14 protein-coding genes are annotated in these 15,451 nt (G+C 67.2%); 6 read left to right on the top strand and 8 right to left on the bottom strand.

All coding sequences use genetic code 11. The features are described from left to right. Window positions 1–35 precede the first annotated feature (35 nt). Complete coding sequence (locus ACJ7IV_RS11135; RefSeq protein WP_483864443.1) at window positions 36–2,201, top strand: thiamine pyrophosphate-dependent enzyme; 2,166 nt, start codon at window positions 36–38, stop codon at window positions 2,199–2,201. 8 nt (window positions 2,202–2,209) lie between these two features. Here ACJ7IV_RS11135 and ACJ7IV_RS11130 read toward each other — a convergent pair whose 3' ends face one another. After that, window positions 2,210–2,713: a hypothetical protein gene (locus tag ACJ7IV_RS11130; RefSeq protein ID WP_483864442.1), complete on the bottom strand. Its 504-nt coding sequence runs from the start codon at window positions 2,711–2,713 to the stop codon at window positions 2,210–2,212. Between the two features lie 11 nt (window positions 2,714–2,724). Further along, window positions 2,725–3,618: a TatD family hydrolase gene (locus tag ACJ7IV_RS11125; RefSeq protein WP_483864441.1), complete on the bottom strand. Its 894-nt coding sequence runs from the start codon at window positions 3,616–3,618 to the stop codon at window positions 2,725–2,727. Between the two features lie 124 nt (window positions 3,619–3,742). On the opposite strand from ACJ7IV_RS11125, the gene ACJ7IV_RS11120 reads away from it, so the two are divergent. Beyond that, window positions 3,743–5,701 carry an ATP-binding cassette domain-containing protein gene (locus ACJ7IV_RS11120; protein ID WP_483864440.1) on the top strand — a complete coding sequence of 653 codons (1,959 nt, stop codon included), beginning with the start codon at window positions 3,743–3,745 and terminating at the stop codon, window positions 5,699–5,701. A 48-nt stretch (window positions 5,702–5,749) separates the two neighbouring features. Here ACJ7IV_RS11120 and ACJ7IV_RS11115 read toward each other — a convergent pair whose 3' ends face one another. Next, window positions 5,750–6,205: a universal stress protein gene (locus ACJ7IV_RS11115; RefSeq protein WP_161432585.1), complete on the bottom strand. Its 456-nt coding sequence runs from the start codon at window positions 6,203–6,205 to the stop codon at window positions 5,750–5,752. A gap of 134 nt (window positions 6,206–6,339) precedes the next feature. Between ACJ7IV_RS11115 and ACJ7IV_RS11110 the strand changes: the two genes are divergently transcribed. Next, the gene (locus ACJ7IV_RS11110) at window positions 6,340–6,870 is read left to right on the top strand and encodes a preprotein translocase subunit YajC (protein WP_483864439.1); all 531 of its coding nucleotides are present in this window, start codon (window positions 6,340–6,342) and stop codon (window positions 6,868–6,870) included. Here ACJ7IV_RS11110 and slyA read toward each other — a convergent pair. Continuing rightward, entirely contained in the window at window positions 6,867–7,316 is a 450-nt protein-coding gene (slyA, locus tag ACJ7IV_RS11105) for a transcriptional regulator SlyA (RefSeq protein WP_483864438.1), read from the bottom strand. The two genes, ACJ7IV_RS11110 and slyA, sit on opposite strands and share 4 nt — an antisense overlap. 73 nt (window positions 7,317–7,389) lie before the next feature. Then, window positions 7,390–8,688 carry a DUF5924 family protein gene (locus ACJ7IV_RS11100; RefSeq protein ID WP_483864437.1) on the bottom strand — a complete coding sequence of 433 codons (1,299 nt, stop codon included), beginning with the start codon at window positions 8,686–8,688 and terminating at the stop codon, window positions 7,390–7,392. A gap of 181 nt (window positions 8,689–8,869) precedes the next feature. Between ACJ7IV_RS11100 and fadB the strand changes: the two genes are divergently transcribed. Continuing rightward, entirely contained in the window at window positions 8,870–11,062 is a 2,193-nt protein-coding gene (gene fadB / locus ACJ7IV_RS11095; RefSeq protein ID WP_483864436.1) for a fatty acid oxidation complex subunit alpha FadB, read from the top strand. 30 nt (window positions 11,063–11,092) lie between these two features. Continuing rightward, the gene (gene fadA, locus ACJ7IV_RS11090; protein WP_483864435.1) at window positions 11,093–12,271 is read left to right on the top strand and encodes an acetyl-CoA C-acyltransferase FadA; all 1,179 of its coding nucleotides are present in this window, start codon (window positions 11,093–11,095) and stop codon (window positions 12,269–12,271) included. A 71-nt stretch (window positions 12,272–12,342) separates the two neighbouring features. On the opposite strand, the gene ACJ7IV_RS11085 is transcribed toward fadA, so the two are convergent. Both ACJ7IV_RS11085 and ACJ7IV_RS11080 read right to left on the bottom strand, forming a co-directional pair. After that, a complete protein-coding gene (locus ACJ7IV_RS11085) occupies window positions 12,343–13,359 on the bottom strand; it encodes a TAXI family TRAP transporter solute-binding subunit (RefSeq protein ID WP_483864434.1) in 1,017 nt (338 codons plus the stop codon). Between the two features lie 237 nt (window positions 13,360–13,596). Then, entirely contained in the window at window positions 13,597–14,061 is a 465-nt protein-coding gene (locus ACJ7IV_RS11080; protein WP_483864433.1) for a flavodoxin family protein, read from the bottom strand. 68 nt (window positions 14,062–14,129) lie between these two features. Here ACJ7IV_RS11080 and ACJ7IV_RS11075 point away from each other — a divergent pair, with 68 nt between their 5' ends. Next, on the top strand, window positions 14,130–14,609 hold the full coding sequence (locus ACJ7IV_RS11075; RefSeq protein ID WP_483864432.1) for a YbhB/YbcL family Raf kinase inhibitor-like protein: 480 nt from the start codon (window positions 14,130–14,132) through the stop codon (window positions 14,607–14,609). Between the two features lie 98 nt (window positions 14,610–14,707). Here the strand turns inward: ACJ7IV_RS11075 and ACJ7IV_RS11070 are convergent, their stop codons facing one another. Next, window positions 14,708–15,394, bottom strand: coding sequence for a type 1 glutamine amidotransferase domain-containing protein (locus ACJ7IV_RS11070; RefSeq protein ID WP_483864431.1), 687 nt, complete (start codon window positions 15,392–15,394; stop codon window positions 14,708–14,710). Window positions 15,395–15,451: the final 57 nt, after the last annotated feature.

The raw sequence follows: 15,451 nt of genomic DNA, 5'->3' as shown, positions 1-15,451 counted from the left end.
GGGTATAGGCTTGATCGTTGGCCGATGGAGTCACCGTGTACCCCGATCCGCACCCGCAGGAGCAACGCTTCCTCGAGGCCCTGGGCCAGGACGACTGGCCCGCTGCCGAGCAGGCCCTGAGCCTGGCGCAGGCAGGACTCTCCGCCGAGGCCCTGATCGAGCTGTTCGAGTCGCAGCTGATGAGCCGCCACCTGGACCTCCAGGCGCGCCGTCTGCAGGCGCGTGGCGAGGCCTTCTACACCATCGGCAGCGCCGGCCACGAGGGCAATGCCGCCGTGGCCATGGCGCTGCGACACACCGACCCCGCCTTCCTCCATTACCGTGATGCCGCCTTCTTCATCCAGCGCGCACGCATGGTGCCGGGGCAGGATCCGCTGCGCGATCTGCTGCTCAGCTTCGTGGCCTCCGCCGAGGACCCGATCTCCGGTGGTCGCCACAAGGTGCTCGGCTCCAGAGCTCTCAATGTGCCGCCCCAGACCAGCACCATCGCCTCCCACCTGCCCAAGGCCATGGGTACCGCCCACTCCCTGGCCCTGGCGAAACGCCTGGGAGTCGCGGGTCAATGGCCCCATGACGGGGTGGTGCTGTGCAGCTTCGGGGACGCCACCTTCAACCACTCCACCGCCCAGGGGGCGCTCAATGCCGCAGCCTGGAGCACCTACCAGGGCCTGCCGATGCCGCTGGTGTGGCTCTGCGAGGACAATGGCATCGGCATTTCGACCCCCACGCCCGCCGGGTGGATCGCGGCAAGCATGACGTCACGCCCCGGCGTTCACTACCTGGCCTGCGATGGCCTCGACCTGCTCGATACCTGGCGGGCGGCACGCGAGGCGGTGCATATCGCGCGCACCCGGCGGCGGCCGGTGTTCCTGCATATGCGCTGCGTACGCCTCTTCGGCCACGCCGGCTCCGATGCCCAGCAGGCGTATCTTTCTCCCGCGCGCATCCAGGCCGATGAGGCTCGCGACCCGCTGCTGGTCACTGCCGGCCTGCTGCGCCGCCACGACGTCCTGAGTCGCGACGCCATAGCCCAGCGCTATCATGACCTGCGTGAGCAGGTGGCGCGCCGTGCCGAGGAGGCGATCGGCCGTCCGCGTCTGACGAGTGCGGAGCAGGTGATGGCGAGTATCGTGCCGCCGCCTCGGCCGTCACGTATCGCGCCTTGGCAGGGCACGGTCGATGTCACCCCCGACACCCTGGCGCGGCGTCTCAATCGCGCCCTGGAGCGGCTGATGGGCCGCTACCCGCACCTGGTCATGGCGGGTGAGGACATCGGTCGCAAGGGCGGCGTCTACGGGGTGACCCAGAAACTGCAGGCGCGATTCGGGGCGCATCGGGTGATCGATACCCTGCTCGACGAGCAGAGCATCCTGGGGCTCGGCATCGGCATGGCCCAGAATGGCCTGGTGCCGATCCTCGAGATCCAGTTCCTGGCCTACCTGCACAACGCCGAGGACCAGCTGCGCGGCGAGGCGGCCACGCTCAGCTTCTTCTCCAGCGGGCAGTACACCAACCCCATGGTGGTGCGTATCGCCGGGCTGGGTTACCAGAAGGGCTTCGGAGGGCACTTCCACAACGACAACGCCATCGCCGTGCTGCGCGACATTCCGGGACTGCTGGTGGCCTGCCCCTCAAACGGGGCCGATGCGGTGGGGCTCCTGCAGGAGGCGGTGCGCCTGGCCGACGAGGAGCAGCGGGTGGTGGTGGTCATCGAGCCCATCGCCCTCTACCACACCCGCGACCTGCTCGGGGAGGGCGACGGCGCCTGGTGCTTCGCCGATCCGGGGCCCGAACATCGCCTGGCGGTGGGTGATCTGGGCCAGTGGGGCACCGGCCGGGACCTGGCCATCGTCACCTACGGCAACGGCGTCTACCTGTCGCGGCAGGCCGCGGAGCGGTTGCAGGCCGAGGGAGTCGCGCTGCGCATCGTCGACCTGCGCTGGCTCACCGACATCGACCACGATGCCGTGCATGCCGCCGTGGCCGACTGCGCGCGGGTGCTGATCGTCGACGAGTGCCGTCGCTCCGGCTCGCCGAGCGAGGAGCTGGTGACCGGGCTGGTGGAGCATGGCCTGGACGGCAGGCAGGTGATGCGACTCACCGCCGAGGACAGCTTCATTCCCCTGGGGCGCGCCGCCACCGTGACCCTGCCAGCCGTGGAGGACATCGTGGTGCGTGCCCGGGAGCTGCTGGGGCGATAGCCGGTCTTTTAGTCCGCGTCGCCGCCGTTGAGCCGCTGATGCAGCCGCAGCATCACCTCTACCTCATGCTCCGGGCGCAGTGGCTCGAGGCCCAGTTCGCCGAACAGCTCGCCGCGTGCCCGCGACCAGTCGCCGGGGTCGAGGTCATCATACAGGCTCTCCGCGGGGGCCAGTTCGACGAAGGGATCCAGCCCGTAGGTATCGAAGAGCTGTGACAGGGCCGCCTCGTCGTCGCCGACGCCGGCAGTGAACAGGGTGGCGCTGAAATGGTCGTTTTCCAGCTCGCGGATCACGTCCAGCGGGCTTACCCCCATGCTACCGAGTTCCTCGAGGCTGTAGCCGCCCAGCGAGACCAGCTCGGCCTCCAGCCACTCGTCCTCGGGCTGGATCAGGGTGTGCTTGACGCGGCCATCGGGCAGCGTCCAGGCGATCGCCAGCGGCAGCCCGCCCTCATCGCCGGTCTCCACGGCGATAAAGCCGGGGATCGAAGTGTCATCGCCTTTGGGTGGCATGTCGGGTGTCCTCATGGTGTCGTGTCGCCGCGGCTCGCCTCGCGGGAAGCGTCGGCCGGCAGTCGGAAGAAGCGCCGGGCCGTTGTGGTCGTAGCCGCCGCCAGTTCGGCCTCGCTGTCGCCGCGCCAGTGGGCGATCTCGCGCAGGATCCAGGGCAGCAGCGCCGGCTCATGGCGTCTGCCCTTGAGTTTGGCAGGTAAGTTGCGCGGCAGCAGGTAGGGACAGTCGGTCTCCACCATCAGCCGCGTGGCGGGGATCTCCGCGACCAGCTCGCGCAGGTGGTGGCCACGGCGCTCGTCGCACAGCCAGCCGGTCAGGCCGATATGCAGGTCCAGGTCGAGATAGCCGAACAGCGTCGCACGGTCGGCGGTGAAGCAGTGCACCACAGCATCGCCGATCGCGTCGCGCCATGCATGCAGCATCTCGCGCATGCGCTGGCCGGCATCGCGCTCGTGGATGAACAGCGGCTTGCCGCTCTCCGCCGCCAGCCCCAGCTGGGCCTCGAAGGCGCGCTCCTGTTCGGCGGGGGTCGAGAAGTTACGGTTGAAGTCGAGGCCACACTCCCCCACGGCCACCACCTCGGGCTGGCGCTGCAGCTCGGCCATGGCGGCGGCAATTCCGGTATCCCAGCGGCTGGCATCGTGGGGGTGGACCCCGGCGGTGGCATGCAGTGCCAGGCCGTCGCCGGTGTACCGGCGGGCCATGGCCACCGCCTGCTCGGCGTGCTCGCGATCGGTGCCGGTGAGGATCAGTGTGGTCACGTTGGCCGCCCGGGCCCGGGCTAGCACCGCCGGCAGGTCCCGGGCAAAGCTGTCATGGGTCAGGTTGGCGCCGATGTCGACCAGCGGGCTGGGCGAGGTGAAGCGCAGCGCCTCGGGCAGGAAGTCATCGAAGGTGTCGGCCACGCCTTGGCTCCTGTGCAGTGGGGGGCGGCAGGGGGCGCTATTCTACCCGTCGGACGGAGGCCACGGCCACGTCCGGGCACGCTTGAGTTACACTGGGCGCCCTGTCGATCGAGGAGGACCCCGCGTGACCCTGCTACGTCTGGAACAGCTGCAACTGGCCTATGGTACCCATGTACTTCTCGACGGCGCCGACCTGGTGCTGCAGAAGGGCGAGCGCCTGGCCCTGGTGGGGCGCAACGGCACCGGCAAGTCGACGCTGCTGCGCCTGGTGGCCGGCGAGATCCTGCCCGACGGCGGCAATATCTGGCGTGCTCCCGGGCTCAAGATCGGCGTGCTGGCCCAGGAGCTTCCGGAGGCCTCCGGCCAGACCATCTTCGACATGGTGGCGGGTGGACTGCCCGAGGCCGGCGAGCTGCTCTCCGAGTACCACCACCTGATCCACGAGGACGAGCCCGACATGCGCCGCATGGCCGAGCTGCAGACGCGGCTGGAGGCGATCGACGGCTGGTCCTTCCACCAGCGCATCGATGTGGTGCTGACCCGCCTCGGCCTGCCCGCCGAGGCCGAGATGGCAGACCTCTCCGGTGGCTGGCGTCGCCGCGTGGCGCTGGCTCGGGCGCTGGTTGCCGAGCCCGATCTGCTGCTGCTCGACGAGCCCACCAACCACCTCGACCTCGACACCATCGCCTGGCTGGAGGAGCAGCTGCTGGACTTCAATGGTGCCGTGCTCTTCATTACCCACGACCGTGCCTTCCTGTCGAGGCTGGCCACGGCGATCCTCGAGCTCGATCGCGGGCGCCTGGGCCGCTATCCCGGGGAGTATGCCGCCTATCAGGCGCAGAAGAGCCATGAGCTGGAAGTCGAGGCCCGCGAGCATGCCGAATTCGACAAGAAGCTCGCCCAGGAGGAGGCCTGGATCCGCCAGGGCATCAAGGCTCGACGCACCCGCAACGAGGGCCGGGTCAGGGCACTGGAGCAGCTGCGCCGCGAGCGCAGCGAGCGCCGTGAGCGCCAGGGCAAGGCCGCGCTCTCCGTCGATAGCGGCGAGCGCAGCGGCAAGCGGGTAGTGAGCCTCGAGCACGTCACCCAGCGCTTTGCCGGCGAGCCGGTGATCCGCGACCTGTCGATGGAAGTGCAGCGCGGCGACCGCATCGGCTTCATCGGCCGCAACGGTGCCGGCAAGACCACGCTGCTCAAGATCCTGCTCGGGGAGCTTGAACCGAGCGAGGGCAAGGTGCAGTTCGGGACCAAGCTTCAGGTGGCCTATTTCGACCAGCTGCGTGCCGGGCTGGAGCCCGAGAAGACTGTCTATGACAACGTCGCCCAGGGCAGCGACCGCATCAGCGTGGGCGGCCGCGACCGCCACGTGATGAGCTACCTGCAGGACTTCCTGTTCACCCCGGAGCGGGTGCGGCAGCCGGTCAAGGCGCTTTCCGGCGGCGAGTCCAATCGCCTGCTGCTGGCCAAGCTGTTCACCCAGCCCGCCAACGTGCTGGTGCTCGACGAGCCCACTAACGATCTCGACGTGGAGACCCTGGAGCTGCTCGAGGAGTTGCTGCTCGACTTCGACGGCACCCTGCTGCTGGTCTCCCACGACCGGGCCTTCATGGACAACGTGGTCACCAGCGTGCTGGCCTTCGAGGGCGAGGGTCGGGTACGCGAATATGTGGGTGGCTACAGTGACTGGGTGCGCCAGGGCGGCTGTCTGCCGCCGGCCCCCTGGGAAGGGGCGGCGCGCCAGCACGTCGAGCCGGTGGTGGAGCCGTCGCCATCGGGGGGCACGACGGTTGTGGCCGCGGGAGCGGAGAAGTCGGCCTCGGCCGCTACCAAGAGTGTCGCCAGGAAGCCCGCCAAGCTCTCCTACAAGCTGCAGCGCGAACTCGACGGCCTGCCGGCGGAGATCGAACGTCTGGAAGGGGAGGTCGCCGGGTTCGAGGCCCAGGTCGGTGACCCGGGCTTCTATCAGCGGGAGGCCAGTGAGGTGACCGCTACACTGGAGGCCCTCGCCGCGCGGCAGGCCGAGCTCGATGCGGCCATGGAGCGGTGGATGGAGCTGGAGGCCCAGGCGTCCGGTGACGCATGAAGAAGGCGCCCCGGAGGGCGCCTAGAGAAATGGGGCGACAGTAGGCGATTACTCCTCGCTCTTCTCGCCCTTCTGGCCCACGCGCACGGCCAGCACGTCGCATTGGGCGCCGTGGAGAACGCCAGTGGAGGTGGAGCCAAGCAGCAGGGCAAAGCCGTGACGGCCATGGGAGCCGACCACGATCAGGTCGACGTCGTGCTCCTCGGCGAAGCGGTGGATCTCGGTGTCGGGCATGCCCACCACCACATGCTGGTCCTCCTTGGCCACGCGCGGGTCGGCGATCTCGGCGAGACGATGCTTGGCATGCTCGTCGAGCTGGTCCTGGATGCTGGTCAGGTCCATGGGGATGTCGCCGCCATAGGCGAAGCCCAGCGGCTCCAGGGTGTGCATGATGGAGAGCTTGGCCTGGTTGCGGTCGGCGATCTGGGCGGCGCGCTCCAGCACCCGGTGGGAATCCTTGGTCAGGTCGACGGCGACCAGGACGTGACGATATTCGTTGCTCATGGGAGGGCTCCTCGACAGATGTCGTGCGGTCTATGGTGATGCCATCACTCTAGGCCGGCTGACCCGGCAAGACAACGGTCTATATCAACCATTTCGCATCCATTGTTGCGTATCAACCCGAAGGAGAGACGCCGATGATCTGGCTGTTCATCGTGCTGGCCATGCTGCTGGTGATCTCGCCGGTGATGTGGCTAAAGCCCAGCCCGCGGCAGAAGCGCGTTGCGGCACTCCGCAACGCGGCCATGCAGACTGGGCTGAAGGTGACGCTGCAGGTGCCGCCGCTGCATGGCGACAAGGTGCCGATGCCGGCCTATCGCTGGCCCTACCTGCCGCAGCGGCCGGGGCCGGATTTCATGCTGGTCCGTGGCTCGCATGCGGCCGAAGCGCTCAAGCCCTTCGCCCATGACTGGCGCTGGCGCAAGGAGCCGTTGCGGCCCCTGCCCGACGCGCTGGAGACGAGGCTCAAGCGGCTGCTGGAGCGGTTGCCCCAGGACGCCTTGGTGGTGGAGTCCGATACCCGGGCCTTGACCCTGTGGTGGCATGAATCCCAGGGCTATGAGCGCTTCTCTACCTATCTCGAGGATTTCCAGGCCCTGCGTGATGGCCTGGCAGGGCGGCCCGATGACCCGCAAGCATCCGGGCCGCCGGCGCCGCCCGCCGTCTAGCACTGCGCCTCATCCCCCCGCGCCTGCAGCGCCAGGCCATTGTCCTCGATGCGTGACAGCAAATCGGTCAGGGTGGTCACCTCGGACTCATCGAGGCCGGCGAGCATCTCGTTGCGTGCCTCTCGCACCACGTCGTCGATGCGCTCGAGCAGCGGCGTGGCCGCGGCGGTGAGATAGACGCGTTTGGTGCGACGGTCCTGGTCGCAGGGGCGGCGCTCCACCAGGCCCTGCTCGGAGAGCTGGTCGAGGGTACGCACCAGCGAGGGGGCCTCGACGCCGATGGCGCGGGCCAGGTCGCACTGGGGCTGGCCATCACCCAGCCGCCACAGGTGGTAGAGCGTGACCCAGCGGGTCTGGGTCAGTCCCAGTGGGGCGAGGCGCTCGTCGATGACCGCACGCCACAGGCGGGGCAAACGGCTGAGCTGGAATCCGATGTTCTCTTGCATGGACGTTGGGCCTTCGGTTCAGGAAATCTGCCTGGATTGTCGGAACCCCCTGCGTGGATTGCAAGCGGGCTTATCATTCGCTTTTCCCTGCAGTTGCCGGCACGGGTGTATCGGCGGGGCTGACCTCGCTTTTATCGCCACTCTCTCCCTCGCCACTCTCTCCCTCGCCACTCTCGGGGTCGCCCGGCGTCTGCTCCATGGCGGCCTCCTGTGATGCCTTGTCTGCGCTCTCGGCCTCACCATCGTCCGGGACGTGGGGCCGCCATGCCAGCCCCGGCAAGCCCGCTGGCCGCCGCGGATGCCCATCGGCCAGGGTGGCTGACTCATCCTCGGCCACCTGGAAGCGGATCACCCCGATGCGCTGGCCACCTTCGGTCATCACATCGATGCGCCAGCGCCCCGCGGGCGACTCGGGAAAATTCTGCTTGTGGCTCCAGGCGCGGTAGCCCGCCTCGCGGCCCCCCTCGATCACCAGCGGAATCCGGTCCACTTCCTGGCCATTCTGGCGCCACACATGCTGGATCTCCTCACGCAAGCCGCGAGGGGCCCGGATTGCCGTGTAGGCGAACAGCCCCTGGCTGCTCAGTGCCTCGGGGGTAAGGCGCAACTCGCCACTTGGCGCTCGGGCGGCCTCGTCGAAGCCCGGTGAGAGGGCGGTTGCAGTGATCCACAGGTTGGCCGGTGGCACCCAGATGCGTCCCGCCCAAGCTGCTCCCGCCAGCAGCGGCAGCAGGACCAGTACCATCAGCCAGCGCCTCCCACGCTTTGCAGCGGTGAGGTGCAAGAGGCTCGGCAGGCTGAACAGCAGCATGGCGGCGATGGCCAGCAGCAGGCTCTGGTAGGTGGTGAGGTGCAGCAGGGTGGGCAGGGTGACCAGCACCACCAGGAAGACGCACTGGGCGTGAAAGGCGAAGTAGAACCAGCGCTGCCGCTCGGCGATCCGGTGGTAGAGGGGGTCGAGGACGGAGAACAACGCCATGGCGATGATCAGCAGGGTGAATAGCGCCTGGCCGCTGCGCCACACCGTGGTGGCGAGCAGGAAGGGGAGGCAGAAGAACAGTGTCTCCTGGTGGATCATCTGGGCGATGAACTGGGTCACCGTGCGCGGCAGGGTGGGGTAGCCGCGTCGCGCCAGCAGCCGTCCGATCAGGCTCTCTGAGAGAAGCAGCAGCCAGGCGCCAAGCATCCCCAGCGCGAGCAGCGCGCCGAGCCACTGTTGGCGCTCCACCAGGAAGAAACTGCCGACCCCCGCGGCGAAGGCGATGGGCGGCCAAAGCCAGCTCCAGGGGCGCAGGTGGCGGATCAATGCCTCGGCATGAGCCTGCAGGCGAGCGGCACGGCTGGCGGCTGGCGTATCGTTGGGGTAGGGCATTCGCGCCTCGGCTGGGCTGACGACTCGGTCAGCTGGCATCCTAGCAGCCTAGCACTCGGCAGATGGAGTCGCCGTCCACCGACAGCGGATCGAGGCGTTGGCGGAGACACTTGACGCAGGCGCCGGGCTGAACCAAGCTGTGCGCATTCAAACGGCCGTATGAAATCGGGAGATTCGCGGAATGATCTATCAAGGCAATGCCATCACGGTAGTGCGTGGAGATGACGATATCGCCACGCTTACCTTCGATCTGCAGGACGAGTCGGTCAACAAGCTCTCCAGCGCGGTGGTCACCGAGTTGGATGAAGCGGTCAAGGCGCTGCAAGGTGAGAGTGGTCTGGCGGGCCTGCTGCTCACCAGCGCCAAGGAGGCCTTCATCGTCGGTGCCGACATCACCGAGTTCCAGGCCATGTTCGGCAAGGGGGGAGACTTCCTAGAGTCGATGCTGGTGCGGGTCCACGGGATTTTCAATGCCATTGAGGACCTTCCGTTCCCCACAGTCACCGCCATCAATGGTCTGGCGCTGGGCGGTGGCTGCGAGGTGTTGCTGACCACCGACTTCCGGGTGATGAGCGAGAGTGCCCAGATCGGCCTGCCCGAAACCAAGCTCGGCATTCTCCCCGGCTGGGGCGGCTGCGTGCGCCTGCCGCGCCTGATCGGTGCCGACAACGCCATCGAGTGGATCGCCGGTGGCACCCAGAACCGGGCCGATGTCGCCCTGAAGATGGGCGCCGTGGATGCCGTGGTGCCGGCCGAGCAGCTGGAGGCAGCGGCCCGCGACATCCTGGCCCGGGCCATCTCCGGCGAGCTGGATTACCGTGCCCGCCGTACCGAGAAGCAGCAGCCCCTCAAGCTGGGGCCTATCGAACAGATGATGGCCTTCGAGACGGCCAAGGGCTATGTGGCCGGCAAGGCGGGACCGCACTACCCGGCGCCCGTAGAGGCGATCAAGGTGATCCAGAAGGGCGCCGGCGAGGAGCGCGCCCGGGCCCAGGCCATCGAGTCCAAGGCCTTCGTCAAGCTGGCGATGGGTGAGGTGGCCTTCAACCTGGTCGGCCTGTTCATGAACGATCAGGTGGTCAAGAAGAAGGGTGCCCGCTACGAGAAGCAGGCGCGCCCGGTCAAGCAGGCCGCAGTGCTCGGCGCTGGGATCATGGGCGGCGGCATCGCCTACCAGAGTGCCAGCAAGGGCACGCCGATCCTGATGAAGGACATCAAGGACGACGCCATCGAGCTTGGCCTCAAGGAGGCGCGCAAGCTGTTCGCCAAGCAGGTAGAGCGTGGCAAGCTCACCACCGAGAAGATGGCCGAGCGGCTCACCAATATTCGTCCGACCCTCGCCTACGGCGACTTCGGTAACGTCGACCTGGTGGTCGAGGCGGTGGTCGAGAACCCGAAGGTCAAGGAGGCGGTACTGGCCGAGGTGGAAGCCGAGGTGAGCGAGCAGGCCATCCTGACCTCCAACACCTCCACCATCTCCATCACGCGGCTGGCACAGAACCTCAAGCGCCCCGAGAACTTCTGCGGCATGCACTTCTTCAACCCGGTGCACCGCATGCCACTGGTGGAGGTGATCCGCGGCGAGCAGACCAGTGACGCCGCCGTGGCCGCCACCGTGGCCTACGCCCGGGCCATGGGCAAGACCCCCGTCGTGGTCAACGACTGTCCGGGATTCCTGGTCAACCGGGTGCTCTTCCCCTACTTCGGCGGCTTCAGCCTGCTGATGGAGCAGGGCGCCGACTTCGCGCGGGTCGACAAGGTGATGGAGAAGTTCGGCTGGCCCATGGGCCCCGCCTACCTGCTCGACGTGGTGGGCCTGGATACCGCGGTGCACGCCGGCGAGGTGATGGCCGAGGGCTTCCCGGAGCGCATGGGCGGCCTGGGCGGTGGCGCCAAGGGTGAAGGCGACAGCCAGAGCGCCATTCAGGTGATGTTCGAGAACGACCGCCTGGGCCAGAAGAACGCCAAGGGCTTCTACGCCTACGAGGATGATCGCCGCGGCAAGCCGAAGAAGGTGCGCGACGAGGTCGCCATCGAGCTGGTCAAGGGGGTGGCCAGGGAGAGCCGCGAATTCAGCGACGAGGAGATCATCGCGCGCATGATGGTGCCGCTGTGCCTGGAAGCCGTGCGCTGCCTCGAGGACGACATCGTCGACAGCCCGGCCGAGGCCGATATGGCGCTGATATACGGCATCGGCTTCCCGCCGTTCCGTGGGGGGGCGCTGCGCTACATCGACGCCATGGGCGTGGATGCCTTCGTCGCGCTGGCCGACGACCTGGCCAAGGAGCTGGGTGCCCTCTATGCGCCCACCGACAAGCTGCGCAAGATGGCCGCCGCCGGCGAGCGCTTCTACGACACCCAGAACCAGGCCTGATCCCCGCCACGACAACAGGAGTCGCAAGCAATGAGTCTGAATCCGAGAGATATCGTGGTGGTCGACTGTGTGCGTACCGCCATGGCCAAGGCCAAGAACGGCGCCTTCCGACACGTGCGTGCTGAGAACCTATCCGCCGCCGTCATGCAGTCGCTGTTCGAGCGCAATGCCGGCCTCGATCCGGCAGAGGTTGACGACGTGATCTGGGGCTGTGTCAACCAGACCCTGGAGCAGTCCATGAACATCGCCCGCAACGCGGCGATCCTGACCGGCATTCCGCGCAGCGTGCCGGCCCAGACGGTCAACCGTCTGTGTGGTTCCTCGATGAGCGCGCTGCATATCGCTGCGGCCAATATCAAGGCCGGCATGGGAGATTTCTACGTGATCGGTGGCGTGGAGCACATGGAGCACGTGCCCATGACCCACGGTGTCGACGTCAATCCGGCGGCCAGCAAGCATGTCGCCAAGGCGGCAATGATGATGGGCCTGACCGCCGAACTGCTGGGCAAGATGCATGGTGTCTCCCGTGAGGAGCAGGACGCCTTCGGCGTGCGTTCCCACCAGCGTGCCCAGGCGGCCATGGAGAAGGGCGGTTTCGACAACGAGATCATCGGCGTGGAGGGGCACGATGCCAATGGCTTCCGCACCCTGGTCAAGCGCGACGAGGTGATCCGTGCCGATGCCAGCCTGGAGAAGATGGCCGAGCTCAGGCCGGCCTTCGACCCGCGTGGCGGGACCGTCACCGCAGGCACCTCCTCGGCGCTCTCGGTGGGCGCCTCGGCCATGGCAGTGATGAGCTACGAGCGCGCCCAGGCGTTGGGTCTCGAGCCCATCGCTCGGGTGCTCTCCACAGGCGTGGCCGGCTGTGACGCCTCCATCATGGGCTATGGCCCGGTGCCGGCCTCGAAGAAGGCGCTCAAGGCCGCCGGCCTCACTGCCGACGATCTCGACACCGTGGAGCTCAACGAGGCCTTCGCCGCCCAGGCGCTGCCGGTGCTCAAGGATCTCGGGCTGCGTGATGTCATGGAGGAGAAGGTCAACCTGCATGGCGGCGCCATCGCCCTGGGCCACCCGCTGGGCTGCTCCGGCGCGCGCATCTGCACCACCCTGCTCAACGTCATGCGCGAGCGCGACACCACCCTGGGCCTGGCCACCATGTGTATCGGCATGGGCCAGGGCGTGGCCACGGTGTTCGAGCGCCTTAAGTAGGCTCCTACTCTGGCCTCCAAGCAACGGCGGCGCCCCAAGGGGCGCCGCCGTTGCTTTTCGGGGTGCCGCCGTCAATCCACGATCAGCGCATCTGCAGTGTGCGGACGCGTTGCGCTGTCCTCGGCCACCAGCACCCCGTCTTGGATCCATCCCTGCTCGCGGTAGTAGCGCAGTGCGCCTTCATGCAGTGGCGCGCTGAGCCCTTCCTGAATCATCGCCTGGGGCGTCAGGGTGCCCAGCGAGGGGTGGGCAGCCTTGAAGCGTATGAACTCCTCGAAGACATCCGACACCACTCGGTAGACCAGATCGGCGTCGGTGTCCGCCCGGGTGACCAGCGTTGCCTTGACCCCGAAGGTGTGCACCGCCGGCTGGTCGGGACCATAGAGGCCGCCGGGAATCGTGGCGAGTGTGAAATAGGGGTAGGCGTTCACCAGCAGGTCGACGGTCTCCCCCCGTACATCGATGATCTCTGCGTTGCATAGCCGGATGGCCTGGTCGACGGAGGCGTTGGGGTGACCCACGGTGTAGACCATGGCATCGATATTGCCGTGGCAAAGCTCCATGGACTGCTGGTCGGCGGGCAGGTCGTGAACCTGGCGGAAGTTGCTGCGGCTCCAGCCTCGGGCATCCATCAGCCTGAGCATGGTGCCGCGCTGCCCGGAGCCCGGGTTGCCGATGTTCACCGAGCGCTGCTCGAGGTCCTCGAAGCTTCGTATCCCGGCGTCTCGGCGTACCACCAGGGTGAAAGGCTCGCTGTGCAGGGAGAACACCGAACGCAGCGAGGTGTCCGGCCCGATATGGCGAAATCCCTCGATGCCCTGCACCGCATACTGGTGAAGGTCCGACTGGGCCAGGGCGAACTTCAGCTCGTCTCGTCGCAGGGCGCGCAGGTTGGCGCTGGAGCCGTCGCTTGGCTGTGCCCGGCAGGGAGTATCGATGGCTCGGCACAGGGCGCGCCCCACCACATGATAGACCCCGGCGGGGCTGGCGGTGGCGATGGTCAGTGGTGCTTCGGCATGGGCCGAGAGCGGAAGACCGAGGAGCAGGCTGGCCATGCCGATGGCCAGCCGTCGAGCAGTGGTTTTCATGACTCACCTCGCATCAGTGAGTCGGCCAGAGGCACCCGAACCAGCAGGGCCAGATGGAAGCCGAGGGGAGTGACTTCGCATTGCGTCTGGTCGACAGGCTGAGTTGTTATGTTGGTATTGTCGGCCAAGGTGGTGTCGAGACAGCCCGGGTCTCCCTGCGTTTAGAAGGGCTGACTTGATTTATAGCAGCTGTCCTGCACATGAAAGTCGCTTTAAACGAAATTTAATCGTATAAGCTTATAGCACTCCAGCCTCTAGCCCCGCAGCCATGGTCATGGCGAGCTCTTCCACCTGATCGACGAACCCCTCTTGCCACTCGCCGTGCAGGATCAGCGGTTCCTGCACCCACTTCCAGCGCAGGCCGGTGATGATGACCTCCACGGCGCGGCGGGTGCCGGTGCCGTCGTGTCCGGCGCGGATATAGAGGGCACAGGGGAGGCCCTGGGTCTCCTCGAGCAAGGGGTAGTACGAGCGATCGAAGAAGTCCTTGAGTGCTCCGCTCATGTAACCCAGGTTTTCCGTGGTACCGAGCAGGATGGCATCGCAGGTCAACACATCCTCAGGGCCGGCCTCCAGCGGTGCCTTGACGTTGATCTCCACGTCCTCGATATCGGGATGGCACGCCCCACGCTCGGCGGCCTCGCGCAGCCTGGCGGTGTTGGGGGAGGGGGCATGGGCGACGATCAGCAGACGCTTGGGCATATTGACAGCTCCTCGGTTGTTTCCCAGGCTACATCGGCACTTATTCGCTTTCATCAGGAGGATCATCCATGGCATTCGCCCTGTCGACCCTGCGACTCTCCAGCCCCGCCTTCGAGGACGGGGGTGCCATTCCTGCCAAGCATACGGGTGAAGGCGATGATCTCTCGCCGGCACTGGTCTGGCAGGACGCCCCGAAGGGCACCAAGGGCTTCGCCCTGATCTGCCACGATCCGGACGCCCCGCTGGTGCAGAATGGCACCTACGGCTTCGTGCACTGGGTGCTCTACAACATTCCGGCCTCCACCGGCAGCTTGGAGGAGGCAACCCGGGTCGGGACTCGCGGCAAGAACGACTTCGGCAAGCTGGGCTACGGCGGCCCCATGCCTCCGGAAGGGCACGGTACCCATCGCTACTACTTCTGGGTGCTGGCGCTGGACAGGCCCACCGACGACCTGCCCGAAGGGCTCTCGCTGCGTGACCTGCTGGTCAAGGTCGAACCGCACCTGCTGGGCATGAACCGCCTGGTGGGCACCTACCGTCGCGGCTGATCATCTCCGGTCAAGACGAAGACCCCCCGGTATCCTGATGGATGCCGGGGCGTCGTCATTTCCTGACCTGGGTGGGGCGCTGCCAGGTGGTCAGGCGATCACTCGGCCAGTGCCTCCAGCAGCACCCTGGCGACAGGCTCCGAGGAGGGCGGGTTCTGGCCGGTGATCAGGCGGCCGTCGCGGCAGGTATAGGGCGCGAAGTCATCTGCCTTGGAGTAGTCGGCGCCGGCGGCCTTCAAGGCCACCTCCACCAGCTGCGGCACCACCTCGGTCAGCCCCACGGCGTCCTCCTCGCCGTTGGTGAAGCCGGTGACCCGGCGGCCTCGCACGAGCGGCTCCCCGTCGGTGTCGCGCGCATGGAGCAGCACGATGGGGGCGTGGCACACCGCTGCCACGGGCTTCTGCTGGGCCCAGAAGGTCTCGATCAGGCGTATGGAGTCGGGATTGTCCACCAGATCCCACAGCGGGCCATGGCCCCCGGGGTAGAAGATGGCATCGAAGTCGTCGGCGCTCACCTCGTCGAGGCAACGGGTGGTGGCCAGCTGCTGCTGGGCTTCCGGATCCTGCTTGAAGCGCCGGGTGGCCTCGGTCTGGCTCTCCTCGGCGTCGCTGCTGGGATCCAGCGGCGGTTGGCCGCCGGCGGGCGAGGCGAGTACCACCTCGGCACCGGCATCCAGGCACGCATAGTAGGGTGCCGCCAGCTCCTCCAGCCAGAAGCCGGTGGGCTTGCCGGTGTCGCCGAGGCGGTCGTGGGAGGTAAGGACCATCAGAATACGTTGGCTCATGAATCTCTCCTGTCTGTGGCATTGTCTTCGCAAGCGTCGCGATCCACTGTGAAGCAA

The organism is Halomonas sp. C10-5, from assembly GCF_057169305.1.
Note: the sequence above shows the minus strand (reverse complement) of the source record. Positions and strands in the feature narration are given on the sequence as shown.